The 25568-nt window shown below is 38.3% G+C and carries 25 protein-coding genes; 16 read left to right on the top strand and 9 right to left on the bottom strand.

Going from position 1 to position 25568, the window contains the following annotated elements; translation table 11 throughout:
* Positions 1-157 precede the first annotated feature (157 nt).
* The 4 genes from AC5YD2_RS10155 (at position 158) to AC5YD2_RS10170 (ending at position 3036) form a co-directional block, all read left to right on the top strand.
* Positions 158-1108 (top strand): pirin family protein, encoded by a 951-nt coding sequence (locus tag AC5YD2_RS10155; protein WP_496126219.1) that lies wholly within the window; start codon positions 158-160, stop codon positions 1106-1108.
* 55 nt (positions 1109-1163) lie between these two features.
* Positions 1164-1562, top strand: coding sequence for an OsmC family protein (locus AC5YD2_RS10160; RefSeq protein ID WP_496126220.1), 399 nt, complete (start codon positions 1164-1166; stop codon positions 1560-1562).
* 195 nt (positions 1563-1757) lie between these two features.
* Positions 1758-2402: a glutathione S-transferase family protein gene (locus AC5YD2_RS10165; RefSeq protein WP_496126221.1), complete on the top strand. Its 645-nt coding sequence runs from the start codon at positions 1758-1760 to the stop codon at positions 2400-2402.
* Between the two features lie 16 nt (positions 2403-2418).
* Positions 2419-3036, top strand: coding sequence for an alpha/beta fold hydrolase (locus tag AC5YD2_RS10170; RefSeq protein ID WP_496126222.1), 618 nt, complete (start codon positions 2419-2421; stop codon positions 3034-3036).
* Between the two features lie 42 nt (positions 3037-3078).
* Here AC5YD2_RS10170 and AC5YD2_RS10175 read toward each other — a convergent pair whose 3' ends face one another.
* Positions 3079-3948, bottom strand: a complete 870-nt coding sequence (locus AC5YD2_RS10175) for a helix-turn-helix domain-containing protein (protein WP_496126223.1) — start codon at positions 3946-3948, stop codon at positions 3079-3081.
* Positions 3949-4120: 172 nt separating this feature from the next.
* On the opposite strand from AC5YD2_RS10175, the gene AC5YD2_RS10180 reads away from it, so the two are divergent.
* Positions 4121-5017: a DMT family transporter gene (locus AC5YD2_RS10180; protein ID WP_496126224.1), complete on the top strand. Its 897-nt coding sequence runs from the start codon at positions 4121-4123 to the stop codon at positions 5015-5017.
* 64 nt (positions 5018-5081) lie between these two features.
* Here AC5YD2_RS10180 and AC5YD2_RS10185 read toward each other — a convergent pair whose 3' ends face one another.
* Both AC5YD2_RS10185 and argS read right to left on the bottom strand, forming a co-directional pair.
* Positions 5082-5696 carry an SPOR domain-containing protein gene (locus AC5YD2_RS10185; protein WP_496126261.1) on the bottom strand — a complete coding sequence of 205 codons (615 nt, stop codon included), beginning with the start codon at positions 5694-5696 and terminating at the stop codon, positions 5082-5084.
* 192 nt (positions 5697-5888) lie between these two features.
* Positions 5889-7679 carry an arginine--tRNA ligase gene (argS, locus tag AC5YD2_RS10190; RefSeq protein WP_496126225.1) on the bottom strand — a complete coding sequence of 597 codons (1791 nt, stop codon included), beginning with the start codon at positions 7677-7679 and terminating at the stop codon, positions 5889-5891.
* A 177-nt stretch (positions 7680-7856) separates the two neighbouring features.
* On the opposite strand from argS, the gene AC5YD2_RS10195 reads away from it, so the two are divergent.
* Positions 7857-8126: a DUF2798 domain-containing protein gene (locus tag AC5YD2_RS10195; protein ID WP_496126226.1), complete on the top strand. Its 270-nt coding sequence runs from the start codon at positions 7857-7859 to the stop codon at positions 8124-8126.
* A gap of 159 nt (positions 8127-8285) precedes the next feature.
* Here AC5YD2_RS10195 and AC5YD2_RS10200 read toward each other — a convergent pair whose 3' ends face one another.
* The gene (locus AC5YD2_RS10200; protein WP_496126262.1) at positions 8286-8885 is read right to left on the bottom strand and encodes a YfjT/YkfB family phage-associated protein; all 600 of its coding nucleotides are present in this window, start codon (positions 8883-8885) and stop codon (positions 8286-8288) included.
* A gap of 396 nt (positions 8886-9281) precedes the next feature.
* On the opposite strand from AC5YD2_RS10200, the gene AC5YD2_RS10205 reads away from it, so the two are divergent.
* The 5 genes from AC5YD2_RS10205 to AC5YD2_RS10225 all read left to right on the top strand — a co-directional run bounded on the left by AC5YD2_RS10205 (position 9282) and on the right by AC5YD2_RS10225 (position 17407).
* Positions 9282-10982 (top strand): NAD-dependent malic enzyme, encoded by a 1701-nt coding sequence (locus AC5YD2_RS10205; RefSeq protein WP_496126227.1) that lies wholly within the window; start codon positions 9282-9284, stop codon positions 10980-10982.
* A gap of 157 nt (positions 10983-11139) precedes the next feature.
* A complete protein-coding gene (locus tag AC5YD2_RS10210; RefSeq protein WP_496126228.1) occupies positions 11140-14520 on the top strand; it encodes a type VI secretion system Vgr family protein in 3381 nt (1126 codons plus the stop codon).
* A 7-nt stretch (positions 14521-14527) separates the two neighbouring features.
* A complete protein-coding gene (locus tag AC5YD2_RS10215; RefSeq protein ID WP_496126229.1) occupies positions 14528-16324 on the top strand; it encodes a TIGR02594 family protein in 1797 nt (598 codons plus the stop codon).
* A gap of 2 nt (positions 16325-16326) precedes the next feature.
* The gene (locus tag AC5YD2_RS10220) at positions 16327-17049 is read left to right on the top strand and encodes a toxin-antitoxin system YwqK family antitoxin (protein WP_496126230.1); all 723 of its coding nucleotides are present in this window, start codon (positions 16327-16329) and stop codon (positions 17047-17049) included.
* A 10-nt stretch (positions 17050-17059) separates the two neighbouring features.
* Entirely contained in the window at positions 17060-17407 is a 348-nt protein-coding gene (locus AC5YD2_RS10225; protein ID WP_496126231.1) for a hypothetical protein, read from the top strand.
* A 23-nt stretch (positions 17408-17430) separates the two neighbouring features.
* Here AC5YD2_RS10225 and AC5YD2_RS10230 read toward each other — a convergent pair whose 3' ends face one another.
* Complete coding sequence (locus AC5YD2_RS10230) at positions 17431-18351, bottom strand: Dyp-type peroxidase (RefSeq protein ID WP_496126232.1); 921 nt, start codon at positions 18349-18351, stop codon at positions 17431-17433.
* Positions 18352-18511: 160 nt separating this feature from the next.
* On the opposite strand from AC5YD2_RS10230, the gene AC5YD2_RS10235 reads away from it, so the two are divergent.
* Entirely contained in the window at positions 18512-19132 is a 621-nt protein-coding gene (locus tag AC5YD2_RS10235; protein ID WP_496126233.1) for a LysE family transporter, read from the top strand.
* Between the two features lie 59 nt (positions 19133-19191).
* Entirely contained in the window at positions 19192-19809 is a 618-nt protein-coding gene (locus tag AC5YD2_RS10240) for a LysE family translocator (RefSeq protein ID WP_496126234.1), read from the top strand.
* A 295-nt stretch (positions 19810-20104) separates the two neighbouring features.
* On the opposite strand, the gene AC5YD2_RS10245 is transcribed toward AC5YD2_RS10240, so the two are convergent.
* The 4 genes from AC5YD2_RS10245 to AC5YD2_RS10260 form a co-directional block, all read right to left on the bottom strand.
* Positions 20105-20698 carry an SRPBCC family protein gene (locus AC5YD2_RS10245; RefSeq protein WP_496126235.1) on the bottom strand — a complete coding sequence of 198 codons (594 nt, stop codon included), beginning with the start codon at positions 20696-20698 and terminating at the stop codon, positions 20105-20107.
* A gap of 235 nt (positions 20699-20933) precedes the next feature.
* Positions 20934-21728, bottom strand: a complete 795-nt coding sequence (gene znuB / locus AC5YD2_RS10250; RefSeq protein WP_496126236.1) for a zinc ABC transporter permease subunit ZnuB — start codon at positions 21726-21728, stop codon at positions 20934-20936.
* Positions 21729-21731: 3 nt separating this feature from the next.
* Positions 21732-22520 (bottom strand): zinc ABC transporter ATP-binding protein ZnuC, encoded by a 789-nt coding sequence (znuC, locus tag AC5YD2_RS10255; protein WP_496126237.1) that lies wholly within the window; start codon positions 22518-22520, stop codon positions 21732-21734.
* Positions 22499-22990 carry a transcriptional repressor gene (locus tag AC5YD2_RS10260; protein WP_496126238.1) on the bottom strand — a complete coding sequence of 164 codons (492 nt, stop codon included), beginning with the start codon at positions 22988-22990 and terminating at the stop codon, positions 22499-22501. The genes znuC and AC5YD2_RS10260 overlap by 22 nt, the downstream gene beginning before the upstream one ends.
* Before the next feature lie 136 nt (positions 22991-23126).
* Here AC5YD2_RS10260 and AC5YD2_RS10265 point away from each other — a divergent pair, with 136 nt between their 5' ends.
* The 3 genes from AC5YD2_RS10265 to atpB all read left to right on the top strand — a co-directional run bounded on the left by AC5YD2_RS10265 (position 23127) and on the right by atpB (position 25517).
* Positions 23127-23969 carry a metal ABC transporter solute-binding protein, Zn/Mn family gene (locus AC5YD2_RS10265; RefSeq protein WP_496126263.1) on the top strand — a complete coding sequence of 281 codons (843 nt, stop codon included), beginning with the start codon at positions 23127-23129 and terminating at the stop codon, positions 23967-23969.
* A 168-nt stretch (positions 23970-24137) separates the two neighbouring features.
* Positions 24138-24530, top strand: a complete 393-nt coding sequence (locus AC5YD2_RS10270; RefSeq protein ID WP_496126239.1) for an ATP synthase subunit I — start codon at positions 24138-24140, stop codon at positions 24528-24530.
* A gap of 111 nt (positions 24531-24641) precedes the next feature.
* The gene (gene atpB, locus AC5YD2_RS10275) at positions 24642-25517 is read left to right on the top strand and encodes a F0F1 ATP synthase subunit A (protein WP_496126240.1); all 876 of its coding nucleotides are present in this window, start codon (positions 24642-24644) and stop codon (positions 25515-25517) included.
* The last annotated feature ends 51 nt before the right edge of the window (positions 25518-25568 follow it).

Below are 25568 nucleotides of genomic sequence, written 5' to 3' on the forward strand. Positions count from 1 at the left end.
TCTTACATCTCTTTCCTTTAGAATTGTCCTATTTCTGATATACAGCTTATCGACCTATCGCTAGGTTTAAACATGCCAAAAAGATAGAATGAAAATAATCACAAACGATAAAACGCTAAAAACGTATTTAGTGGAAAGCAATTGAAAGGATGATGTTATGACCAATACGAACTATACAGAGATTTCACATTCGGATGATTGTGAAAAATACGTCAACCAATTTATCCAAGATTTTCCAATCCGATCTGCAGAAATAGGCAAGGGCACCGTTATTAAACGTGCTCTACCGAGTCGTCAAAAACGCCTAATTGGTGCATGGTGTTTTCTAGATCATGCAGGTCCTGTAACTTTCCCACAAGGCGATGGACTGGATGTTGGTCCACATCCACATATCGGTTTGCAAACTTTTACATGGATGATCGAAGGTACAATGCTACATAGTGATAGCCTGGGTACAACCAATCAGTTGATTCGTCCTAAACAAGTCAATCTGATGACTGCGGGGCGTGGTATTTCACATACCGAAGTTGCACCAGATACTGAAACAAAAATGCATGCAGCACAGCTCTGGATAGCATTGCCAGATGACAAACTTAATATCGATCCAAGATTTGATCATTACCCAGAACTGCCAGTCGGTCAAAAAGAGGGGATTGAATACACCGTATTGGTCGGTGAATTTCTTGAGACGACCTCGCCAGTGCAAGTGCATACACCACTTTTAGGCGTAGATTTGACAGCAACAGAACAAGTCACCACACGTTTGAAACTGAATCCTGCATTTGAATATGGTTTTATGGCACTTGAAGGTACAGCAGTGATTCATGGTCATCATTTAGATGCAGATAATTTGGTGGTTTTAGAACCCGGCTTAACGGAAATTGAAGTGACTATTCACGCCGACAGTCGAATTTTGTTGCTAGGTGGTGAACCTTTTGAATCGCCAATTTTACTGTGGTGGAACTTTGTCGGTCGTACCCAAGAAGAGTTAAAAATTGCGCTGGATGATTGGAATAATGCAGATGAACGTTTTGGATCTATTCCATCGTACACGGGTAAACGCTTAGAAGCACCTGCATTTCCAGACAGTATGCGTGCTTCTAAATAATTTAACAGTTAGATAATTAGATATTCCACAACAAACAGCCCATAAGGACAACAACATGGCAATGATCGCAAATGCAAAAGTACACACCCGTGAAGAACATTGGCTCGGTGAAGTGACCAGTGGTAAGCATCAACTCCTCACTGATAAACCTGAATCATTTGGTGGTCAAGACTTAGGTTTGGCGCCGTATGATTTTATCTGTTCAGGTTTAATTTCATGCACCATGATTACTTTACGCATGTACGCACAGCATAAAGGTTTGGATTTGGGTGAGTTTGTTGTTGAAGCTGAGTTTCATGCCAATAAAGAAGGCAAAGAGTGGATTGAACGTCGTTTATCTTTTGTCAATCCATTGTCTGATGAGTTAAAACAAAAAGTACTCGATATCTGCCAAAAGACCCCGGTGACCAAGACGCTACTAAGAAGTGTCGAGATTAATACTACAGTGGTTTAAGGGTTTTCTGTAGATTGTCAAATATGCATTGATTGACTTCATTGTAGGTCTGTGCTGGTACTGCGTTTGCAATTAGGTATTCAATTCACTGTATATAAGAATGACATTTTGTGTAAAGCAGGGTGTCATTTTTTTATGTGGGTGGGCTATATTCAAAGAATAATAAATCCTTTGAGAATGATTGAGGCGAGAATAATGATTACACTGCATCACTTAGAACAATCACGTTCAATGCGAATTATTTGGGCATTGGAAGAGTTAGGCATTGATTATCAAATCAAATATTACAAACGCTTGCCTAACTTTACAGCACCACCTGAATTGTTAGCGGTACATCCTTTAGGTAAATCACCAGTGCTGACGGATGGGGATTTGACCATCGCAGAATCAGCGGTCATTTTGGACTATCTGCAAACCACATACGATACAGAACAAAGATTTAAGCCGTCTAACCTACACGATCAACGACAATATACGTATTGGATGCATTATGCGGAAGGCTCTCTAATGCCTTTATTGGTGATGACCTTAGTCATGTCAAAAGTTCCGAAACAAGCCCCATTTTTAGTGCGTCCTATTGCCAATAAGATTGTAGAAGGGGTGAAAGCAGGATTCATTACCCCTCGTTTGTCGGAACATATTCCTTATTTAGAAAAACATCTTAAAGCTCACACGTATTTTGCCAGCGAGTTTTCTTTTGCGGATATTCAAATGAGTTTTCCTTTAATTGCTATTCAAGATCGCGTGAAAGGGCAATATCCTGAAATTCAAAACTATGTCGAGCGATTGAAGCAAAGACCTGCTTTCCAACGTGCTCAAGCCAAAAATCATGCGGGATGATAAAGGTAAATAGTCTTTGGAAAACTTAATTTTTTTACCCGGTGCATCAGGCAGTGTTGAATTTTGGCAGCCTGTGATTTCTTTATTGTCACCAGACTACGCAAAGCAAATCATTGCGTATCCTGAATTTGGTGGCGTGCCTGCACAAACTGAGATCCAGAATTTTGATGATTTGCAGCAGTATGTGATTCATTCAATCAGACATTTAAGCGATCAACAACCCTGTATTGTGGTTGCTCAATCTATGGGTGGGATTTTTGCAGTCCAAATGGCATTACAACATCCTGAACAGGTCAAAGCTTTGGTGTTGGTCGCCACTTCAGGTGGTATCGATCTATCGCCTTTTCAGGTTGCAGACTGGCGTGAAGATTATCAATTGAATTTTTCAGTGCCTGACTGGTTTGTGAATCATCATATCGCTTTAGATGATCAGTTAGAGAAAATTCAGTGTCCAGTTTTATTAATTTGGGGTAATCAAGATCCTATCAGTCCAGTGAGTGTCGGACGATATTTAAAATCACGATTTAAGCATTCACATTTAGAAGTTGTTGAGGGCGGGCAACATGATGTGGCATTTAAATACGCTGAACAGGTTGCAGATTTGATCAAGGGTTTGATTCATTCTATTGAATAAGCAGACTTAAACATTACTTCAAAAAATCCAATACACTGATTGCTAAATGGTGCTGTTTTTACGCAGTTGAGATGGAGCATAACCATAAAACTGTTTAAAGCGTGCACTGAAGTGACTTGCTGAACTAAAGCCACAGTTTAGAGCGATCTCTGTTAATTCTTTTTGGCTATTGATAATAAAATGATGAGCTCTCTGCAGTCGCTTTTGTAATACATATTGGTGGGGTGGCAAACCTGTAGATTGTTTAAACATATGTGCAAAATGATATTCACTGAGTTCGACTTGCTTGGCTAAATCTGCAATGGTTAACACTAAGTGTAGATTCTGCTCAATCCAATCTTGCAAGCGGATGAGAGCATGTGGTGCAATCCCACCCCTAACACGCGGTAATTTCCATTGCACATTGCTGTAGTTTTGCAACATGTGGTTTAAAAGTAAATTAGAGGCACTGCTCAGCTGAAGTTGATTGCTAGAATCTTGCCAGTCACATTTGAGTAAAAATTGACGATATGCAGCACTAACCAATGCATCTTTAACAAAATTCTGCTCTTCTAAATGAATACGAGAAGGCTCTTTGTCCCAAATTTTAAGTGCGATATCTCGAAGATGTTGATCCGTATAATAAAGATGCACAAAACTAAGTTCCCCACGAATATCCCATGTTGAATCTTGACCTTGAGGCATCAAACAAAATCGGTCAGGTGAGCCCCCATTGCGCCAACCTGTTGTTGTCTTTCGATAACTTTCATACCCGTCTTGTACATATAGGCTTAATGTGTGGTGATTGCTACATACATTCACACGATCATGACGGTTATACCAAGATGCCATTTGCATCCCTGAACCCAGCTTTATCGTATCTAAAAGTTGAGCTTTATGCTGCTGTAATTGTTCAATCGTTTTGTATTTCATTTTAAGAGACAGAACGCTAGGGCTTTAAATTCAGTTTAACGATTTAAAAGATGTTAAACAAAATTTAGCCAAAGAAAAGCGCAAGATTGTGTAAGTGACCGCAAGATTATGTGAGTTTCGAAAGTTAAACATGAGCAGAATAATCACAATAAATCTTGTAGATGAAATAAAAATGAATGCATTTCTATATTTTTCAGTGGTTCTCATTTGGGGAACGACTTGGATTGCAATTTCATTTCAACATGGTGAGTTGAGTCCAGCAGTTGGTGTCTTTTGGCGTTTTATTCTTGCGTCTAGTTTGCTCTTTCTTTTTTTAATGATCACTAATAAATTAAAAACACTAAATCCATGCGATCATCTATTTTGTCTCATTCAAGGTGCATGTGTATTTGGCTTTAACTTTATATGTTTCTATACCGCAATTGCCTATATCAATAGTGGTTTAGAGGCGATTATTTTTTCGATGGCAGTGATATTCAATGCTGTGAATAATCGTATCTTCTTTGGTCAAGCAATCTCTCAATATTTCTATCCATCTGCAATTCTGGGCATCGCAGGCATCATCGCATTATTCTGGCATGACCTTGTATCAACAGCGGTTGATTTGAATACGTTGTGGGGAATAGGACTTTGCCTATTAGGTACGTATGGATTTTCCATTGGCAACATGGTGAGTATTCGACATCAGAAAAAAGGTTTAGATATTTTGACCACCAATGCATTTGGCATGCTCTATGGTGCAATGATTATGGGACTAATTGCATTATTTCTACAACAAGACTTCTTACCGCCAATGTCGAGTACAGGTATTTTTGCACTGTTATATTTGGCTGTGTTTGGTTCTGTGATTGGATTTACTGCGTACTTCGCGCTCATTAGTCGGATCGGTGCGAGTCAAGCAGCTTATACAACCTTACTGTTTCCTTTGGTTGCTTTAACACTTTCGACAATATGGGAGAGTTATCAGTGGCATTTGGGATCAATTTTAGGGGTTATTCTTATTTTGCTCGGTAATTATATTTTATTTGCAAAACCCAAATGGTTATTCAATGCCTTGATTAAGTCTTGAGAAGTAAAATGCTCATTTAAGTTGAGAAAAAAAGAACAATCTTGAAGATTGTTCTTTTTTTGGGTTAACGCTTCACAACGATTGAATCAATACCACTATGTTGCAATGTTTGCTGTGCAATCACAGCTGCTTCTTGTGATTCATAAGGTCCAGAAACAACACGATACCAAGTTTGTCCACCTTCGGTTGTTTTCATCACATCCGCAGAAAGACCATTCAGAATGATTTCCGCACGACGTGCATCGGCACTGTCAGGGTCAGGGAAACTTCTAACCTGTAAGATGAAACTTGCTTTAGCGGGTGTGGTTTCAGTGGGTTCAATCACACTTCCGTCTTCAGCCGTTTCAACAGGTGCTGTAGGCACAGGTGCTTCGACAATAACAGGCGCTGTATCCACGGTTTGATTTTCAGGCACTGCTTTGTCAGGAATAGGCGTCACTTGTTGTTGTGGCAACAGGTCATAAAAACGGTAGTCTTTATTGGTTTCTTCTTGATAATGCGTTGAAGTCACTTCATTGCTACGAGGTTTAACAGGTTCCCATGGTTTCCAGAGCATGAGTGCCACTGCAAAACTTAACACGATTAAAATCAGCACAAGCATACCCAACCATTTTGGAATCAATGGTTTTTTAGGCTTATTGGGTTTTTCAGAAACACCGCGTTGCGTTTTTCCAAACACGAGCAAACCTCTCATATTGTTGATTGGTAAAATGGCAATTTGCTGAGCCATTTCGAATCATTTTTCTGGTTTTAATGTTTTACATGCAAATGGCATATAAATCAGTAAAGCTTCAATCATTGCTTTCATTGGGCTGTACTCAACCGAATATTGGTTGAGCACAGCCGTATTTATTATCTTTGTGTTCTAGCTTTACATACTCTCAGGTGCCGATACACCTAATAAATTCAAGCCATTGTTTAAGACTTGGCGTACATTCACAGAAAGTAATAAACGAGCTTGAGTCAGTTCAGCATCATCACCCAATACTTTGTTTTCGTTATACCAACCGTGGAATAACGCTGCAAGTTCTTTTAAGTAGTTACCCACTTGATGCGGTTCATGGCTATTGGCAGCACGAACAATAATCTCAGGGTAGGCAGCAAGCTTAGCTAAAATCTCAGTTTCTGCTTCTAGATCTAAACGAGATGCAAGCGTACGAGCTTGAACCGCATCGAATTTCACATCAGTTGCAGCCGCTTTTTCTAACATACGGCAAATACGCGCATGTGCATATTGGATGTAATACACCGCATTGTCTTTGCTTTGAGAAACAGCCAGATCTAAGTCAAAATCAATGTGTTGTTCAGACTTACGCATCACATAGTAGAAACGTGCAGCATCATTGCCGACTTCTTTACGAAGGTCACGTAACGTCACAAACTGACCTGAACGAGATGACATTTGAACCATCTCACCGCCACGCCATAAGCTCACAAACTGAACCAAAAGCACCGTCAATTTCTTGGAGTCGTAACCCAAAGCATCGATTGCAGCTTTGACACGCGCGATATAGCCGTGGTGATCAGAACCCCAAATATCAATGATATCGGTATAACCACGTTGTAATTTATTCAAGTGGTAAGCGATATCTGATGCAAAATAAGTGGTTTGTCCATTACGGCGTTTCACGACACGGTCTTTTTCATCGCCAAAATCAGTCGATTTAAACCAAATGTTGCCCTCTTTTTCGTATAAGAAACCACGTTGGTCTAATGTTTGAAGTGCTTCTTCAATCTTGTCTGTCAATGATTCTTCACTGAACCATTGATTGAAGGTCACACCAAATTCACCAAGGTCATCTTTAATATCATCCAGAATGGCTTTCAATGCCGCTTGAAGAAATACACGATAACCTGTGCCAATCAATGCTTGAGAATTGAAAATCAAACCATCAATGTGTTTTTCTTTGTCACCAGATAAAACAACCTTGTTCCCTTCAGCATCCAATTCTTCAGCGAATTGAACATCTGGAGGCACATCTTTATACACATCGGCAACAGGGCGTACATACGCATCGCCTTCTTGATCAATAATGCTTTGTGCGATTTCTTTAACGTAATCACCTTGGTAAGCATTTTTAGGGAAAACTAAAGTTTGACCCGTCAATTCTAAATAACGTAGGTATGTGGATGTTGCAAGGATGTCCATTTGACGACCTGCATCATTGACATAATATTCGCGGTCAACGGTTGCACCTGTTGCTTCAAGCAAGTTGGCTACGGTCATTCCATACGCTGCTCCACGACCATGCCCGACATGAAGGCTAGACGTCGGGTTCGCAGAAACAAATTCAACTTGGATTTTTTTCTCAGCATTGGCAGTTGTGCGACCAAATTGCTCTTTCTGTGCTTGAATTTGATCTAAAACTGCAAAACGTTGATCTGCATTTAAGAAGAAATTGATAAAACCTGGGCCTGCAATTTCGGCCTTGGTAATATCTACAACTTCAGGGAGCGCAGCCAAGATTTTTTCCGCTAAATCACGTGGCTTCATACCCGCAGCTTTAGAGGCAATCATGGCAATATTTGACGCAAAATCGCCGTGGCTTCGGTCTTTGGTACGAGTAAGGTTTCCGCTGTTTTTAAAGTCGGATGGAAGTACCCCTTCAGCTTGAAGAGATTGCACTGCATGATCGAGAGCTGCTTGTATTGCCGTATTCATAATTTATCGAAAAATTAATGTCGCAGAAAAACGATAAATATAGCAAATTTCGCTCGGATTAGCTAAATGCATTTGTACTGAATAAAACTTATCCGTTGATGTTTATGATTACTGCTCAACATTCCAACCAATAATCTGTAAAATAAAGTTTTCAAACTCGAGTTTGAGCTTATTAAAATGTCAGAACAACAACCTAAAATCGTTGGAAATATTCCTAAACTTGCCCCGAAGAATATTGCGTGGGTGTTACCATTATTTTTGTCATGCTTTATGAGTGGTGTGATTTCATTGGTAAATATGTTTTTAAACCTCGGTTTTGTAGAAGGTTTTACTTTTAAGTGGTTGTCAGCATGGATGCTTTCTTGGGCGATTGCTTATCCGGTTGTTTTGGTTGCTTTGCCTCTCATGCGACGTTTAACCGGTGTCTTTGTTCATATGCCGAAATAAAGTCATTTCTCGATGCTAAATTGCCAGACAATAAATTCAAAACTGAATCAATTGAAATCATCAAACGAACTATTTACAGATAAATCGGCTTTCTAAAATCTAAAAATTGCTTACAGAGTCAATATCTAATCTATAAGCAATTTTAGATTGATAGGGGACTTACTCTTTACACGTCACTTGTTTATCAAGTTGATCCGCTTGACCATTGTCAAAGGTATAAAGTTTTGAAGCATTAAAAATTTTGATGGTTTTCGCTTTTTTAATGGCTGTTTTAAAGTTCGGATAATTTTTTAAATTGACCAAATCAAACGGATTGCCATAATTTTTATTGTCTAATAAAAACTGAACCGCACCTGCTTGAGGATCATGCGCTTTTAAGATTTCTTGACCCTCTTTGTTGTGCAAAATAAAGCCGGGACGTTGTGCTGGGTTTTTACAGTTCAGACGTAAAAACAGCATATTGCCATCTTTGGATTTGTTTTGCAGGTTGTAGATCCCTTGTAAATCATTCTCGATATAGACCCACTGTCCTGTTGGCATATTTTGGGTGAGTTTTTCGATTTGTTCCAAAGTGGTTTTACTAATATCGACTACACCTTTTTTATCAATTTCAGGTGTTTTAACTTCTTTATCTCCTAAACCAATCATCGATAAAGCTTTATTACTGACTTTGGATGATGTCTCTGAAATCGTTTGACAGCCTGTGAGGGTGATTGTTGAACCAAAGGCTAAAATAAGGCTTATTTTTTTAAGGGTCATATGCATTGTGAAATCATCTTATAAAAGTTATTGAATGGAATAATTTTTTGAATCTAAAATTTGCATCAAAAATGTCTCATGTGATGATCATTTGAACTGATCTGGTTTTATTCTAAATTATTATAAATTTTAAAACAGTTCAAAATTTCATCAAAACAATCCTTAGCCTAAATTTGTTAAAGACTATTTAAGTCAGGTATCTAAGCTCAATCACATCATTTAAATAAAGCTTAATACATATCGAACTTATCATTTATGAAAATACTGTAAGATTCATTATCAATTTTATAAATGTTAGATTCAGTATAAATAGGTTTAAGCTCTTAGATGAATAAATTCCTGAGGTCTTATTCTAGGCTGAAGCAAGGGCGATTTGCCAAATAATTGAGATTGGAAATGACATCTACAAATTCAACGATTAAGCACCCACTATATACTCCGTATGCTGGTTTTACTTTATTAGAGTTACCTTTACTCAACAAAGGTTCAGCATTTACCGAAGAAGAGCGCTCAAGTTTTAATTTGCACGGTTTGCTTCCGCATGTGATTGAAACCATCGAAGAACAGCACCAACGCTCTTATAAGCAATATAAAGATTTTAATGACGATATTAATAAGCATATTTATCTAAGAAATATCCAAGACACCAATGAAACCTTGTTTTATCACTTAATTGAAAAGCACTTGTCGGAAATGTTACCGATTATTTATACACCAACAGTCGGTGAGGCGTGTCAGCGTTTCTCTGATATTTATCGTCGTCATCGCGGTGTATTTATTTCATATCCTGACCGAGATCATATCGATGACATTTTACAAAATGTGAATAAGAAAAATGTCAAAGTGATTGTGATCACGGATGGCGAACGTATTTTAGGTCTAGGTGACCAAGGTATCGGTGGGATGGGAATCCCAATTGGTAAGTTGTCGTTATATACCTCATGCGGCGGGATTAGTCCTGCGTATACGTTGCCGATTACCATCGATGTGGGAACCAACAATCCACAGTTGCTCAATGATCCGATTTATTTAGGTTGGAATCAGCCACGGATCAGTGGTGATGAATATTATGATTTTGTCGATGCTGTATTGACTGCAATTAAACGTCGTTGGCCAAAAGCCTTGATTCAATTTGAAGATTTTGCACAAAAGAATGCAATGCCTTTACTTCAAAAGTATCGCGATCAATATTGTTGTTTTAATGATGATATTCAGGGAACGGCAGCAGTGTCTGTGGGGAGCTTGATTGCAGCCAGTCGTGCGGCAGGTAAGCAACTTAAAGACCAAAAAGTGGCATTTTTGGGTGCAGGTTCAGCAGGTTGTGGTATTGCAGAACAAATTATTGCTCAAATGGTTGCTGAAGGTTTAACGGATGTGGAAGCGCGTGCGCGTATTTATATGGTGGATCGTTTTGGTTTACTGACAGACAATCAACCCAACTTGCTAGATTTCCAAAGCAAATTGGTACAACGTACGGAATCAGTTGAGGCTTGGGCAAGTAGTGAAGGCATAATTTCACTGTTGGATGTGGTTCAGCATGCTCATCCTACCGTACTGATCGGTGTATCTGGTCAACCCGGTTTATTTACCGAAGAAATTATTCGTACCATGGCAATCCATTGTGAATATCCGATTATATTGCCGTTATCGAATCCAACCTCACAGGTAGAAGCTGTTCCAGCCGATATTATTCAGTGGACAGAGGGGCGTGCTTTAATTGCAACAGGCAGCCCATTCTTACCTGTGAACTATCAGGGCAAAATTTTTAATATTTCTCAGTGTAATAACTCTTATATTTTCCCAGGTATCGGTTTGGGCGTCATTGCCGTAGAAGCAAACCGCGTGACTGAAAATATGTTAATGGCATCCAGTTTGGCTCTGGCTGATTGTTCACCTAAGCTTCACGATATTGAGGCAGATCTGTTGCCTGATTTGGATGATCTTCAAAAAGTATCGAAGATTATTGCATTTAAAGTCGCTAAAGCGGCAATTGCAGATGGTGTGGCATTACCCCTGAGCGATGAATTAATCGAAAAAAGTATCGAAGATAATTTCTGGAAACCCGAATATCGCAACTATAAGCGTATTCCTTTTTAATAATTGCTGGAATTTTCCAGTTTTTTGAAAATTTTATAGATAGGAATCAATCATTTGATTCCTATTTTTTTGGTATAAAAAAATAACAAATTATAATCATCTAGTTTAATCATGCAGGAGTAAAATGCGACAAAATCTATAAAAATAGTATAAGAATATGCTCAATAATATTCATTCCATGCTTGAACATTTGGGGCTAAGCCTACAAAAGCGGGCACTTCATATTCAATTTTCAAATGAAGCACTGAATTCACAAGTCTTTGTGCAACGTATCCAAGGACAGCACTTTATTAATCAGGGCTTAAAAGCCGAAGTGTTGTGTTTATCGACCAATGCACATATTCAATTAAAACAATTCATTGGCTGTCAGGTGGCGATTGATCAAGTCACGGATATGGGAAAGCTGGCACGGACCACAGGTATTGTGACGGGTGTCAGTCAAGGTCAAAGTGATGGGGCATTGACTTTATATAAACTGACCGTCGAAGATGCAACATCTCTATGGCATAAACGCCGTAATAGCCGTGTGTTCATGTCTAAAAGCGTGGTTGATATTACTGAAATTATTTTTCAGGAATGGCAGGCCAAAAGTGCATTATTCAGTGCTGGTCTAAGTTTATCAACTCAAGGTTTGAAAGGGGATTACGATACACGTCCTTTTACCATGCAGGCCAACGAGTCGGATTATGATTTTTTAACCAGACTATGGCGCAGTGAAGGGATCAATTGGTTGGTCGACGAAGCTGAACGTACCGTTCCCTTTTCAGCTAAAGAGATTCAAGCGCAAAGATTAAGGCTGATTGATGACAATAGTCAGTATGAGGCTTTGGATCGTCGAACAGTTCGCTTTCATCGCAGTAATGCGACAGAACGATTTGATACCATTTCAAGTTTTATTGCACAAAGATCCATTCAATCCACCGCAATACAAGTACAACGCTGGCAAGGGGATTTACTCTCGCAAGATCAAGGTGATCTTCAACTCAGTCATCATCAACATAGCGATCAACAAGATAACGAAACCTTGAGTTTAGAACAAGCATGGACGATTAGTCCTGCATGGGTCAGTGATCTGAAAGGCGAAGATCAAGCGACCGCATCGAGTAATGCACAACTGCAAAAACTCAATACCCAGCTCAATCAATATCAAGATTTACAAGCCAAGTATTTTACTGCGATTAGTAGCGTTCGAGATGCCAATGTGGGTTATTGGTTTGATTTTATTGATCATCCAGAAATTGATCAGCATCAAGGTTCTGATCGCCAATTTATTATTTTAGGTAAGCACTTTTTTAATCAGAACAATTTACCTAAAGATATCAATGCACAAATTGAAGCATTGATCGATATGAGTCGTTGGAGTCGCACTAAATCTGATGAGCGTTTATCCAATGAGCTAAGCTTAGTTCGCCGTACGATTCCCATTGTTCCTGACTATGATCCGTTAAAGCACCGACCTGTTGCTTATCCGCAACGTGCCAAAGTAGTGGGACCTGAAGGCGAAACCATCTACGTTGACCAATGGGGGCGAATTAAAGTCCGTTTTGTATTTACACGCACGGATGATCATGGACATGATGGTGGTGCTGGATCGAATGATAACGATACAGACTCGGCGTGGGTGGATGTCCTGACCTCATGGGCAGGTGAGGGCTATGGTTCGCGGTTTCATCCACGTGTGAATGAAATTGTTGTGATTGACTTCTTCGATGGTAATGTGGATCGACCCTTTGTTGTGGGGCGTTTACACGAGGCAGAACGACATCAAACCATGTTCGACGTGAAAGGTCAGCTACCTGACACGAAAAAACTTAGTGGCATACGATCTGCTGAAGTGGGTGGGCAGGGGTTTAACCAATTACGTTTCGATGATACGACGGGACAGATTAGTACTCAGCTTCAAAGCAGTCATGGAAGTAGTCAGTTAAATTTAGGAAACTTAAGCCATCCGAAAGATAAAGAGCAAAGTGATGGGCGCGGAGAAGGATTTGAGCTGAGAACGGATGCCTATGGTGCTGTTCGTGCTGGTAAAGGAATGCTGATTACCACTTATGCTCAGGAAAATGCAATTTCAGATCATTTAGAAGCGACCCAAGCTCAATCATTATTAAGCCAAGGCGAGCAGAGCATGAAAATGCTCAGTGAAATTGCGGTAAAACAGCAGACTGATGCACTTAATGTGATTAGTCGATTGCCTAAATTTATTCAATCCCTAGAAATTAAAGATAAAGTGCAAGCCTTACAATCTACCGTTAGTTTATTTAAAGAAGGCTTAGCGAGCGACCCGCTGAATGCGCTTAAAGATTGTGGTGGGTTTATTCAAGATATTGGTAAATTGGGTGGAAATGCATTAGGGATTATTGATGAATTTAATAGCTATTTTGAAGATGCAAAAGAAGCCGTTGATAACTTAAAAGAATTTATTGATAACGTTCAAGAGCGTGGCTCTGATTCAATTAAAGGAAAATTTGAAAGTATTAAAAACGGTATAAAGGATAATCCTTTTCAAGCGATTCAAGATGTCAGTAAAGCTATTTCCAGTGTTGATGTAAATGCAGAAGATTTTCTCATTTCATGTACTGGATTTGGTGGTGGAAATAAAGGTGTAGATCTTACACCTGCCAAGGCATTAAGTACCTTACAAGGTTTTATGGAGGGGTATACGGAAGGCCTTGAAAGTAGTTCGGATAATAAAAAACAAGAACAAGGTCGATTGTTTCGTCAGGCATTGATGTTATTGGCTTCACCGAATGGGATTGCGTTAACAACGCCTGAGGACATTATCCTTCAAGCTTCACAGGATATTGCAGAGAGTGCTCAAGGTTCAATTAATTTGAGTGCTCAGAAAAATATCGTAGGACATGCACAGGATAAGATTAGTCTATTCGCGGCACAGAAAGGCTTGAGGGCTTTTGCAGCTAAGGGTAAATTGGAACTTCAAGCTCAAGATGATGCTATTGAAGCCATTGCTCGTAAGGTGATCAAGCTTATTTCAACTGAAGATAAGATCGAAATTACCAGTCCTAAAGAAATTGTACTCACTGCGGGTGGCTCACAACTCAAAATTAATGGCAGTGGTGTTTTTAGCACGACAGGTGGGAAGTTTGAGAGTAAGGCGGGACAGCATTTGTTTACGGGTGGAGAGAAAGTAAACATAAGTAATCTTGACTTACCAAAATTAGATAAAAATAAATACAGTATTAGATTTGCTCCTTTTGGTAGCGATATGAATTTTGATCTAATGGGACTGATTGATCAAAAATATAAAATAATTAATAAAAATAGTGGAGAGGAATTAGCTTCGGGAGTAGTTTCAGAATCTAAATTACCAAGAATATATAGTGAAAGCCCTGATGATGTTGAATTAATTATTGGTGAAGAAAATTGGAAAATTGATGTCGAAAAAATTACTTCTATTAGTAATGTAATTAGTGAGTCTGAGGGTGGGATTAATTTATATCCAAAATTTAATGATTCTCAAGAAAGTGATATTTTCATTGAGTCTGAAATGATTGATCTAATAATTAATAATAAGTAGGTTTAGTATGTCAAAATTCATAAAAGCATCTCATGATAAGAATACATTGACGGTTCAATATGTAAGTGATAATGGAAATATATTATTAAGAAGTGGAGGAACAATAGCATGGCGTTTCAATAACCCTGGAAATATGAGACCAAAGTCAAACGGATTATATCCAGGACAGATTGGGGTTGGTGATACTAAAAGTGGAAAATTCGTAATCTTCGAAAGTTATAGTGCTGGAAGAAATGAAAAAAAAGCATTATTAAGACGAAAATATAATGAATATTCATTAAAAGAAGCTATATATATTTATGCTCCTCCAAATGAAAATAATACCGAAGCATATATAGAATTTCTTGTAAAAAAAACTTCTATTCAAAGAAGTACCAAACTTTCATCACTAAATGATAATCAGCTTGATAAGCTAATGGATGCGATGCAAGAAAAGGAAGGATTTAATGGTAACCTAAATACAAGGAAAGAAAATTGGGTTTATACTACGGCTGTTAGTGTTTCTGACGGCTCGAAGCCATTGAGTGATCAGAAAATAACTGCAACGATAAACGGCAAAAAAAAAGAGTTGAGTACAAATAGTAGTGGAAATTTACCTCTACTTCTACATTCTAAGTCTGGAGAAAAAATTATTTTTTCAACAGTAATGGATGGTGTAGAAAAAGTTATTGGCGAAGTTGTAACGTCATTAGAGTCACAAGCTGTGCATTTAATTAATACTACAGTCAAGTATTCAGCAAAATTAATGCCACAAAATGGAATAGTAAAGTCAGATAATAAAAAAATCGAATATAAAGTAGTAAGTGGAGATAATCTCACTAAAATTGCGAAAAGATTTCGTGTTACTGCACATCAAATTCAAGAATGGAATTATTTAGATAATCTAAATCATATTTTTGCAGGACAAATCCTAACTATTGGTGGATATGCAACTAAGAAGTTATCAGCTAATTCAAGTTTAAAAATAAAAGTATATCAAGTTAAACCCAATGATTCAGTATTTAAAATATGTAAATTATTTAAAATTTCTGAAAAAGAGTTTTTAGAGTTAAATCCTCAAATTAAAGATAAGAGCCTAATAAGAGTAGGTGATAACGTAAAAATTCCAAATAAAAATATTTCAAGTGTTTCTCCATCAGCTAATAGTTCTAGGGAAACTTCTAATAGTTTAGTTGAGAGCACTAGAAGTAAAGCGGGTTCAGGTGAAGGATTAGCCATTATTCCCTTAAATAATAAAGAAGCTCCTTGGATGGCAATAGTATTGAGAGAGTTACAACAATGGTATGGTAAAAAGGAAGGTACTATAACAAAAACTGATAACTATCATAAATTAGTTGGTTGGGGTGGCATAAAAACTCTTGTGGGAACTGATCAGGCATGGTGTGCATCTTTCGCAAACTACTGTCTTCAAGAAGCAAAATATACGAAGTCAAAAGATACTGTGAGTGCTTTAAGTTTTAGACGAGATACTCAAAATTTTGTAAAAATTGATAAACCTATCTTTGGTGCATTAGCAACGATACCTACTTTTAAGGGTGCTTCGTTGGAGGCTACTAGTGGTGCTGGACATGTTGCTTTTGTGTATAGTTTGGACAAAACAGATGGAAGATTTCTTATGATAGGAGGTAATCAAGATGATCAAATTACCATTGTTGACAGAAAAATTTCATCTTTTCGATTCTATGTCCCAAGAGCTTATCATGAATATGCAAAGACACAGAAACTTGAGAAAAAAATGTCAGTAGATGAAGTATATAAACTCTTGGGATTAAAAACGGTTAAGACCGGAAACGGAACGAGATAAATATGTTATTCATTATTTCTAAAATTAGAATGCTGGTTATTGGTTTTATGGTATTTACTCAAGCTTGTTCAGTGGAGTCAAATAGTACGGAAGTCAATAAACTTCAGATACAAGATAAGAAAGATGAGGCTTATGAAGATAATAAAATTAGTCTTTATATGGCAGATGCTGAAGATAGTGGACAGATTATTGTAGATAAAAAAAATGCAAAATATTTTAGAAAAATTTTAAAAAATGAATCGGATAAGCGTTATTTAGTTCAGGATTTCTATATATCTGGTCATAAATTAACAAGCCCATATTGGCTGATTGATGGTCAAAAAAATTATGTATTTAATGAAAGCAATCATAATGGCTATTATCCTAGAGAAGGAGAGCGTACTTTATGGTATGAATCAGGTAACAAGATGGCCGTGACTAATTATGCAAATAAGACTGAAAATGGTTTATGGGAGTCTTGGTATGAAAATGGAAATTTAAAAGATAAAATCATTTACAAACATGGTGAACTTGATGGGGTAGTCAGAAATTGGAATAGTGATGGGATATTAGTAGGAGAGTGTGTCTACATTTTAGGGAAAGAAAATGGTCGGTGTTATGAAAAATATACAATGAATCCTGACATTTTTATTTATGATGGTAATTACAGAAATGGTCAAAAAGTTGGTCTTTGGAAAGAGTGGGATTTAGAGGGTAACTTAACAAATTTTGAAAAATTTAATTGAGAAATATCTTATGAAAAAATTAATGTTATTTATTCTTTTATTGTTTTGTTTTCAAGTTAATGCGGCATCAAAATATGAGTTTTATGGGAAAATTAAATTAACAAGCATCATTGATGAAAATAATAAAAAAATTAAATATGATGTTATTTATTTAAGTAAACCTGAGAATATTTATATTTATAGTGATGATGAAAGCTTCCATAATGTAAAAAAAATACAATTAAATTATATGGGGAATAAATTAAAAATAAAATATGATAAATCTGCAATTGTATATTGTAAAAATCTTCATTCAGCTGATTCTATGTATCACTTTACTGAAGTTCTATGTATTGTTGATAAAATAAAATATAGATAAGCCGACTCTCGTCGGCTCCATTCTTAACCTTCCAAAACCTGCCCCAACAAATCTTCACTCGGCGCAAAGTAATACGCACCATCGACTGCTGTAACAAAGTGCAGTAAACGGTCATGAATACCATCACCGCTGGTACCAAACATACGCAACAGCATTTGATCAATACGGCTTAAATCTTTGGTATAAGCAATAAAAAACAGACCTTGTTCACCTTTACCATCACCATAAGGCAGCGAGTGACGTAGAATTTCTAACTCTTCACCCTCTTCATCTTCAACCACGGTACGTGCAACATGAGCATTTTCAGGCTTCACGTCATCATCTAGTTCAATACTTTCAAGTTTGGTACGACCAATCACTTGTTCTTGAGTATCAACTTTGAGACGTTTCCAACTCTCTAAATTATGCACGTAGCGCTGAGCAAAAACAAAAGAACCATCGGTAAAAATTCCTGCCTCTTCACCTAATAGCGCTGTTTCACCGCGATCATCTGGGAATTGCGGGTTTTCAGTACCATCAATGAAGCCAGTCAAATCACGACCATCCAAATAGCGGAAGCATACACGCTCATCGAGAACTTCAACTTGATCTTGAATGCCATCAAAAAAAGCTTGGCTAAGTGCAAAACAAATATCACTACGTGCAGAAGCGATATGAATCAGTACATCTGCAGGCACAACAGGCATTTCAAATGAGCCATGAATTGGATCTAATTGTTTAAATCCTTGAGGGGTTTGATTGTACAAACGAGACCACAGCTCAGGGCCAAACGCGACAGCGGTTTTGATCTCAGCATCAGGATGTTGGGTGATTAAACGGTCGCGTGTCGTGAATAAATGTTCAAGCTTTTCTTTTAAACCATCAATAGACAGATCTTTTAAACGTATCACGATAAAACGAGCATGATTAGACGGTAATGGTAAAATTACAGATTGGGCTGTCATTGAACGATGGCTCCTCGATTATTTTCTTTGCTATCACTTATTGTGCATCAAGCATCTTGACCTTAATAGGGAAATCTATAGATTTTTTAAATTAAATGGGCCAGGTAACCGAGTCAAATCGGTTTATAATTTGAAGCTCTACTCAAAACTGATTTAAACAATGTCTTACCAAATGTGGTTTGCCTACATGCTTGCATGTTGGGTCATTAGTATATCTCCTGGAGCGGGTGCGATTGCATCAATGTCTAGTGGTTTAAACTATGGGTTTAAACGTGGCTACTGGAATGCTATCGGTTTACAACTGGCATTGGTGGTTCAGATTGGTATTGTTGCTGCAGGGGCGGGGGTGTTACTTGCAACTTCGCCATGGGCATTTTTAGCCATAAAATGGTTCGGTGTCTGCTACTTATTATATTTGGCTTATGTACAGTGGAAAGCGCCTGTTCAAACCATTGAAATTGCTGTCGATGCGAAACAAAAATCTATTCCAAAACTGGTGATGTACGGCTTTTTAGTGAATATGAGTAATCCAAAGGCAATTGTTTTTCTATTGGCGGTATTGCCTCAATTTTTAGATTTATCCCAACCGCAGTGGCCTCAATATCTCATTATGGGGATGACCATGATTACGATTGATTTGATTGTCATGGCAGGCTATACAGGTTTAGCGGCTAAAGTTTTAAGATTGTTAAAATCTCCGAAACAGCAAAAATATCTCAATCGAACTTTTGCAGTTTTGTTTGCGGGCGCAGCAAGTTTACTCAGTTTGGTACATCAATAATTTTATATTTTCTAGAGTTAAAAATTTAACCCAACCACACATCTAGAAGGTGGAGCGACATGAATTATTTAGAATTTTATCTTTATGTGGTCAGTGTCGTGATTATGATTGCCACACCAGGGCCAGTGATGATCTTGGTAGCCAGTGCTGGAATTAAAGGCGGCTATCGCAAAGCTTTAGAGACCATTCTAGGAACGAATTTAGCCTCATTAATACTCATTGCTTTATCGATTCTGATTTTAAAAGGCATGTTGAGTATTAATGAAAACTTATTCCTCGTGATTAAGATTTTAGGTTGTATTTATATTGGCTATTTAGGATTTGAAATTCTCAAAGAGGTTCGACTCTCAAAAGATCAAGCAATAGAAACATTAAAGCCCATTGATGGTGGTCTTCAAAAAGGTTTCTTAGTCGGTATTTCCAACCCGAAAGATATCATTTTCTTTTCTTCATTCTTTCCACAATTTATTGGTGTTCATCCAGATCTGAATGTTAGTTTATTGATTCTTGTCGTGGCGTGGATTGTTCTTGATTTTTTAACGTTGTCAGTGGTTTATCTGGGTTTTAATCAACTCTCAAAAAGTCAGCATTATCCAAAGGTTTTAGCATTGTGTGGCTTGATTCTGGTCTTGATTGCTGCATATGGATTATATATTTCATGGATGTATAGGAGTTAATTATGCAGCATAATGCATATCAATTCTGATATTGAAACAGAGTGTCATCACTTCAGTTGAAACAATAGGCTTCTTGTGTAAATCAAATTTTAATCACTATTCAATTCATACTGGAAGTTGCCTCTCCTTTTAAAGGAGAGGGTTAGGGGAAAGGATTTATATTAAAAATGCTCATGATCCTAAGCTTATCGCAAAAGCAGAAGGCGCTTTTTCAATCTTAATTTCATGGTCTAATTTTGTACAGTTTTCGACTTTTGCAAGAGATCTAATCTGTTTTATTTAAAATTACAGGATTTTATTTTGCATTTTCTTCAACATAATTTTTTAAATGATTTGCCATTTCCCACTGCGATCCTAAAAAACGATATAAAGATTCAGTTTCTTGTGGAGTGGCATTTTTAATAAAACTTTTATCGCTTAAATCAACTTCAATTGAGCGTTTAAACACGGTTGAGTTTTTAGATTTTTCAATAAACTCATATTTGAGGCGTGCGAAGATAGGGGCTTTGGCCGCAAAAGTGTCTATACCTGAAATGACAAAGAGCTTATTGGGAATATATTCTTCGACAGTAAGCTCCTTGGTCCAATTGGGAATCCCTGGGATTGGACTTGCAATGGTTTCTTTGAATTTGGCTCCTTTTTTTACGTCAACTTTCGCAGGTGAGATGGCTTGTGTTACACCTTTATTTATCTGAGGCCATGCTGTGACATTGGTTAGGGTGTTGAATACTTCAGCGATGGGACGCTCAATGATCACAGTCGCAGAACCGCCCGATGGGTATTTAATCAATTTTAAATCGGAGTTTAATTTTTTTGCTTTTACTTCGGCTGCACATGTTAGTGGCAGAAGTAATGAACATAAAAGGGATGCAGCAAGTAGTTTTTTCATGTTTTAACGCTCAATATGACTTCAGTATCAAGATAAAAATTGCAGTATTATTTTTCTAGTTGCCAAGTGTAATGACGGATTTTATAAGCGAGTGGCGTTATTTTATTTTTAGATGAATTTTTTGTAAAATTAAATGCTTATAGCCTAATTCATGGGCTGTTTTTGCAAGATTCTTTTATTTGAAAAACATTATCCTACAAAAAGCACTGTAAATTTTTTGTTGTTGGATATGACATTACTTTTTAAACTTTTGAACGATAAAAATGACAGCAAACAAAATCGACATGGTGAGTACGATGCTCAAGCCAGTCGCAATGTTCAGTCCTGCACTTGACCATAAACCAATCGTAATACCCAGTTGAGCCACGATAAACGCCATCAAAACCATCTGCTTTGGAGAGTGAGCAAGTAAGCGTGCCGTCAAAGCAGGAATGACCAATAAAGCCCCCATCAGCAAAGAACCGACAGCGCGTAAGGCCAATACAGTAAAGAGCGCAAGCAGGATCATGAAGATCAAACGTTGCCACTTTGCATTTACGCCTTCACTGATGGCAATATCAGGGTCGATCGCAATTTGAATCTGCGCTTTCCAGTTTTTATACAGAACCACTAAAGCAATGATGATGACCAATGCAAAAACGGGTAAGTCTGACCAAGAGATAGTGAGTAAGTCACCAAACAAATAACTTAGTAATTCAGGTCTTAATGCAGGCAAATGCTGAATGAGCAATAAGCCTGAGCAGAGTAGGGTTGCTGAACATAATGCCAGTAAAGCATCATTGGGCAAACGAGGATCATGCAATATCCAGAGCACGCCCACCAAAAGTAAAGCTGTAAATGTCACACCCACCCAGAGGGGGAGGGTAAGAATCCCTGCAATGGCGACACCCAATAATGTTCCATGTGCCATGGTATCTGCAAAAAACGACATACGACGCCAAAGCATTAAACAGCCCAATGGCGCAGTCAAAAAAACCAAAAGTGTCCCCATGATCCATGCTGGTAATAGGAGTTGTAACCATTCCATCATGATCTAGACTTCCGGTTCAGGGTGAATGTGTGGACGGAGATCATGTTGGCAAGGTGTAGCAGAGTCTCCATGACCACAGTGATCGTGGTGATGTTGATAAAAGACACGGTTTGTGCCAAAGATCGCCTGATATTCAGGATGGTTTTGTATCGAGTCTGGCAGACCGCTACAACAGATGTGCTTATTTAAACAGATTACGCATTGCGTACCTTGCATCACCCATTGTAAGTCGTGAGAGACAATCAAAATCGAGCAACCATAACGCTCAGGTAGGCTACGCACATAGTCATAAAGTTCAGCTTCAGACTGAATGTCCAAGCCTTGCATTGGCTCGTCAAGGACCAATAGATCAGGCTGGCGCAACAAAGCCCTTGCTAATAGCACGCGTTGACGCTCACCCCCCGAAAGTTGCTGAACCTTTGAATTGTCTAGTTTTGCAATACCTGTATCGCGGATAATTTCAGCTTTAATCGTCGCATCACAATGCTCTAAATCAAGTAAATCTTTGACACGTAAGGGAAGGCTATGTGAGGGATTAAATTTTTGAGGGACGTAGGCCAACTTTAACTGTTTTTTAGTTTTAATTTTTCCAGAATTTGGCTTAACAATACCTAGAATGATTTTAATGAGCGTTGATTTACCTGCACCATTGGGACCAATGAGCGTAATAATTTCTTTCTCAGCAATCGAGAAATCAATATTTTTTAGAATATCACGTTCATCAATTCGAACATTAATTTGATCAAGTTGAATCAATGCAGCTTCATGGCTTACTTCGAGCACTGTTGGCAAATTCCTGAAATTTCAATAATGCTGTGATGCGCTTTAAATTGGTCGGAATCAGCCAATAGATTTAATTGCTGAATCAGACCTGATGCAGACGCTTCTGTGACGGCATGACATTCATTACAAATTAAAAATGCAGCTTGATGTCCCTCACGAGGATGACAGCAGGGGATATAGGCATTGATCGACGTCAAACGGTGAATAAAGCCTTTTTCTAATAAAAAATCGAGTGTACGATACACCGTCGGTGGAGCAGCAGGACGTTCGGTAGAACCTTTGAGTTTCGCCAAAAGATCATAAGCACCGACAGGACCCGATGCATTTAAGATCAGCTCGAGGACTTCCTTACGCAAAGGGGTCAGGCGAGCGCCTGAAGTCGCACAAATGGTTTCAGCTTCAGCGAGGCGAGCTTGAACATTTGGGTGATCATGCACACCGTGTAACGTATCGTGATGCTCGTGCGAACATAAGCTCATTACTGACCTCAAGACATTTTATAATAAAGAAATATAAATAAATCATATCATGAAGCATGATCTACTTACGAACGGCATAGGCAATGGTTGTATTTTGTTATAATATAACATGAAATCTGAATCGGTATATCTCCCAATGCTACGCATTCTTGCATTCTTTTTACTTTCTACATTCGCTCTGACCAGTTGGGCACAAGCGCCCATGGTGGTGTCTACACATCCTATTTATTTGATTGCTAAAGAAATTACGCAAGGTGTAGAAGAGCCAAAATTGTTGTTAGAAAGTCAAACGGGGCATGATGTTCATATGACACCTGCACATCGTAAGATGATTCAGGAGGCTTCATTGGTGATTTGGTTGGGCAAGGCACACGAGGCACCGTTAGCAAATGTGCTCTCTACCCATAAAAGTTCGATTGCTTTATTGGATGCAGGAATTATTCAGACTCTGCCAATGCGAAATGCACGTGGTGTTGCCTTAAAAAATACAGTCGATACCCACGTATGGCTTGATCCGAACAATGCAGTGCGTATTGGTTTTTTCATGGCGGCACTCAGATCTCAGCAGCATCCAGAAAACAAAGCAGTCTATTGGTCGAATGCGCGTCAATTTGCTCAAAAAATGCTTTCAGCATCTCAACAGATTAAATCTCCAGCACGAGCACAACCTTATTGGGCATTGCATGATGCCTATCAGTATTTAGAGCGTCCTTTAAATCTGAAATTTGCAGGCTCACTGACTGAAGACACACATATGGCACCGACTGTGGCGCAGATCAAATACCTAAATGACACTCGACCAAAGCCAAAAATGTGCTTATTGGCTGAAGCAGGTGCAAGTTCAAGTCAGTATAAAAAGCTCGGAAATGTCACTTTTGAAGCAGTTGATGAGAGCTTTAATGCTCAGCAACACTTCGTAAAAGCATGGCAAGATTTGGCTAAAAAAGCACAAAATTGTCTTAGAAATAGTCAAAATTGATTCAGATTTGAACAGAAATTGTATAAATCAACAGCAATCTATATTTTCTTATACCAGACTTAGGTCGGGAAAAGATTGCATGTTCAGGGGTGTAACTCTATAATGCCTGCGATTAAAAATAATCATCAGCTAAACTTGTCAAGCATGAATGCTGTGAGTGAGTAAAAAATGAGCCGAACTAGTCGCTTGATTGACCGACGATTAGCGAAAGCTTTAGTCATCTTGCAAGCATGTATGATACCTGTTTCAGCCTTGATAGCGTGGGTCTTGAAAGACTCGACTGCGGCTTTGAGTGCAGCATTAGGTGCACTCGTATGTTGGCTTGCCAGTTGTTATTTTTCATGGCAGTCGTTCCGAGCTGCAGGTGCAAGAGCTTCGAAACAGGTTCTATCGAACATGTATCGAGGGTTGCTCGGTAAGTTTGCAATAGTGATTGTTGGATTCACTTTGATTTTGATCAATGTTAAACCGTTGTCAGCGGGAGCATTGTTTTGTGGTTTTATACTCGTTCAGACCATGACGTGGGTCGCTCCATTTTGGGCGTCACGACTAGCAAAATGAGTGAAGTCGCAACAAAAATTGAAAAGTTTTTTAGAAGATTAACGAGATATCAAGCAGCACGCGATGTTCGTTAACTCTAATTTAGTATTTGACATTAACCAGGTGTGATTTATGGCTGCTGAAGAACATACCCTTACCTCGTCTGAGTATATTCAGCATCACTTAACGAACATGACCTATGGTAAATCACCAGACGGTACGTGGAAGTTAGCTGAGACTGCTGAAGAAGCGAAAGAGATGGGGTTCACTGCTATTCACTTGGATTCAATGGGTTGGTCAATCGGCCTTGGTATCATTTTCTGCCTATTATTTTGGATGGTAGCGAAAGCTGCAAATGCTGGTATCCCTAGCAAATTCCAAGCGGCAATCGAAATGATTATCGAGTTTGTTGACTCTAGTGTCCGCGACACTTTCCATGGCAAATCACGTTTAATTGCTCCTCTTGCATTAACCATTTTCGTGTGGATTTTCCTCATGAATACAATGGATTTAATCCCAGTTGACTTTATCCCGTATACAGCTCAATTGATCGGTGCACACGTATTTGGTATGGACCCTCACCATGTCTACTTCAAAATCGTTCCAACTACTGACCCTAACGTAACATTAGGTATGGCGTTATCAGTATTTGCGTTAACTATTTTTTATAGTATTCGTGAGAAAGGGCTTGTCGGTTTTGGTGCTGAATTTGCACTCAATCCATTCAATCCAAGTAACCCATTCTTAAAAGCACTTCTAATTCCAGTCAACATTCTTCTTGAATTAGTAACTTTTATTGCGCGTCCAATTTCATTGGCTCTACGACTGTTCGGTAACATGTATGCGGGTGAGTTAATCTTCATTCTTATCGCGTTATTGCCGTTTTGGATTCAATGGGCGTTGTCTGTGCCATGGGCAATCTTCCATATTCTTGTTATCACGTTACAAGCGTTCATCTTCATGATGTTAACGATCGTGTATATGAGTATGGCTAGCGAAAAGCATTAATTAATATTTGCTCGACTGCATAAGGCAGTTGGGCTAAAGTTTTTTTGTTTG

Source organism: Acinetobacter sp. CY73 (genome assembly GCF_059515865.1).

Bases quoted from the DNA above. Each gene is read 5' to 3' on its own strand.
- AC5YD2_RS10155 (WP_496126219.1), top strand. From the start codon at position 158: ATGACCAATACGAACTATACAGAGATTTCACATTCGGATGATTGTGAA.
- AC5YD2_RS10160 (WP_496126220.1), top strand. From the start codon at position 1,164: ATGGCAATGATCGCAAATGCAAAAGTACACACCCGTGAAGAACATTGG.
- AC5YD2_RS10165 (WP_496126221.1), top strand. From the start codon at position 1,758: ATGATTACACTGCATCACTTAGAACAATCACGTTCAATGCGAATTATT.
- AC5YD2_RS10175 (WP_496126223.1), bottom strand. From the start codon at position 3,948: ATGAAATACAAAACGATTGAACAATTACAGCAGCATAAAGCTCAACTT.
- AC5YD2_RS10180 (WP_496126224.1), top strand. From the start codon at position 4,121: ATGAATGCATTTCTATATTTTTCAGTGGTTCTCATTTGGGGAACGACT.
- argS (WP_496126225.1), bottom strand. From the start codon at position 7,679: ATGAATACGGCAATACAAGCAGCTCTCGATCATGCAGTGCAATCTCTT.
- AC5YD2_RS10195 (WP_496126226.1), top strand. From the start codon at position 7,857: ATGTCAGAACAACAACCTAAAATCGTTGGAAATATTCCTAAACTTGCC.
- AC5YD2_RS10200 (WP_496126262.1), bottom strand. From the start codon at position 8,885: ATGACCCTTAAAAAAATAAGCCTTATTTTAGCCTTTGGTTCAACAATC.
- AC5YD2_RS10205 (WP_496126227.1), top strand. From the start codon at position 9,282: ATGACATCTACAAATTCAACGATTAAGCACCCACTATATACTCCGTAT.
- AC5YD2_RS10210 (WP_496126228.1), top strand. From the start codon at position 11,140: ATGCTCAATAATATTCATTCCATGCTTGAACATTTGGGGCTAAGCCTA.
- AC5YD2_RS10215 (WP_496126229.1), top strand. From the start codon at position 14,528: ATGTCAAAATTCATAAAAGCATCTCATGATAAGAATACATTGACGGTT.
- AC5YD2_RS10220 (WP_496126230.1), top strand. From the start codon at position 16,327: ATGTTATTCATTATTTCTAAAATTAGAATGCTGGTTATTGGTTTTATG.
- AC5YD2_RS10225 (WP_496126231.1), top strand. From the start codon at position 17,060: ATGAAAAAATTAATGTTATTTATTCTTTTATTGTTTTGTTTTCAAGTT.
- AC5YD2_RS10230 (WP_496126232.1), bottom strand. From the start codon at position 18,351: ATGACAGCCCAATCTGTAATTTTACCATTACCGTCTAATCATGCTCGT.
- AC5YD2_RS10235 (WP_496126233.1), top strand. From the start codon at position 18,512: ATGTCTTACCAAATGTGGTTTGCCTACATGCTTGCATGTTGGGTCATT.
- AC5YD2_RS10240 (WP_496126234.1), top strand. From the start codon at position 19,192: ATGAATTATTTAGAATTTTATCTTTATGTGGTCAGTGTCGTGATTATG.
- AC5YD2_RS10245 (WP_496126235.1), bottom strand. From the start codon at position 20,698: ATGAAAAAACTACTTGCTGCATCCCTTTTATGTTCATTACTTCTGCCA.
- znuB (WP_496126236.1), bottom strand. From the start codon at position 21,728: ATGATGGAATGGTTACAACTCCTATTACCAGCATGGATCATGGGGACA.
- AC5YD2_RS10260 (WP_496126238.1), bottom strand. From the start codon at position 22,990: ATGAGCTTATGTTCGCACGAGCATCACGATACGTTACACGGTGTGCAT.
- AC5YD2_RS10265 (WP_496126263.1), top strand. From the start codon at position 23,127: ATGCTACGCATTCTTGCATTCTTTTTACTTTCTACATTCGCTCTGACC.
- AC5YD2_RS10270 (WP_496126239.1), top strand. From the start codon at position 24,138: ATGAGCCGAACTAGTCGCTTGATTGACCGACGATTAGCGAAAGCTTTA.
- atpB (WP_496126240.1), top strand. From the start codon at position 24,642: ATGGCTGCTGAAGAACATACCCTTACCTCGTCTGAGTATATTCAGCAT.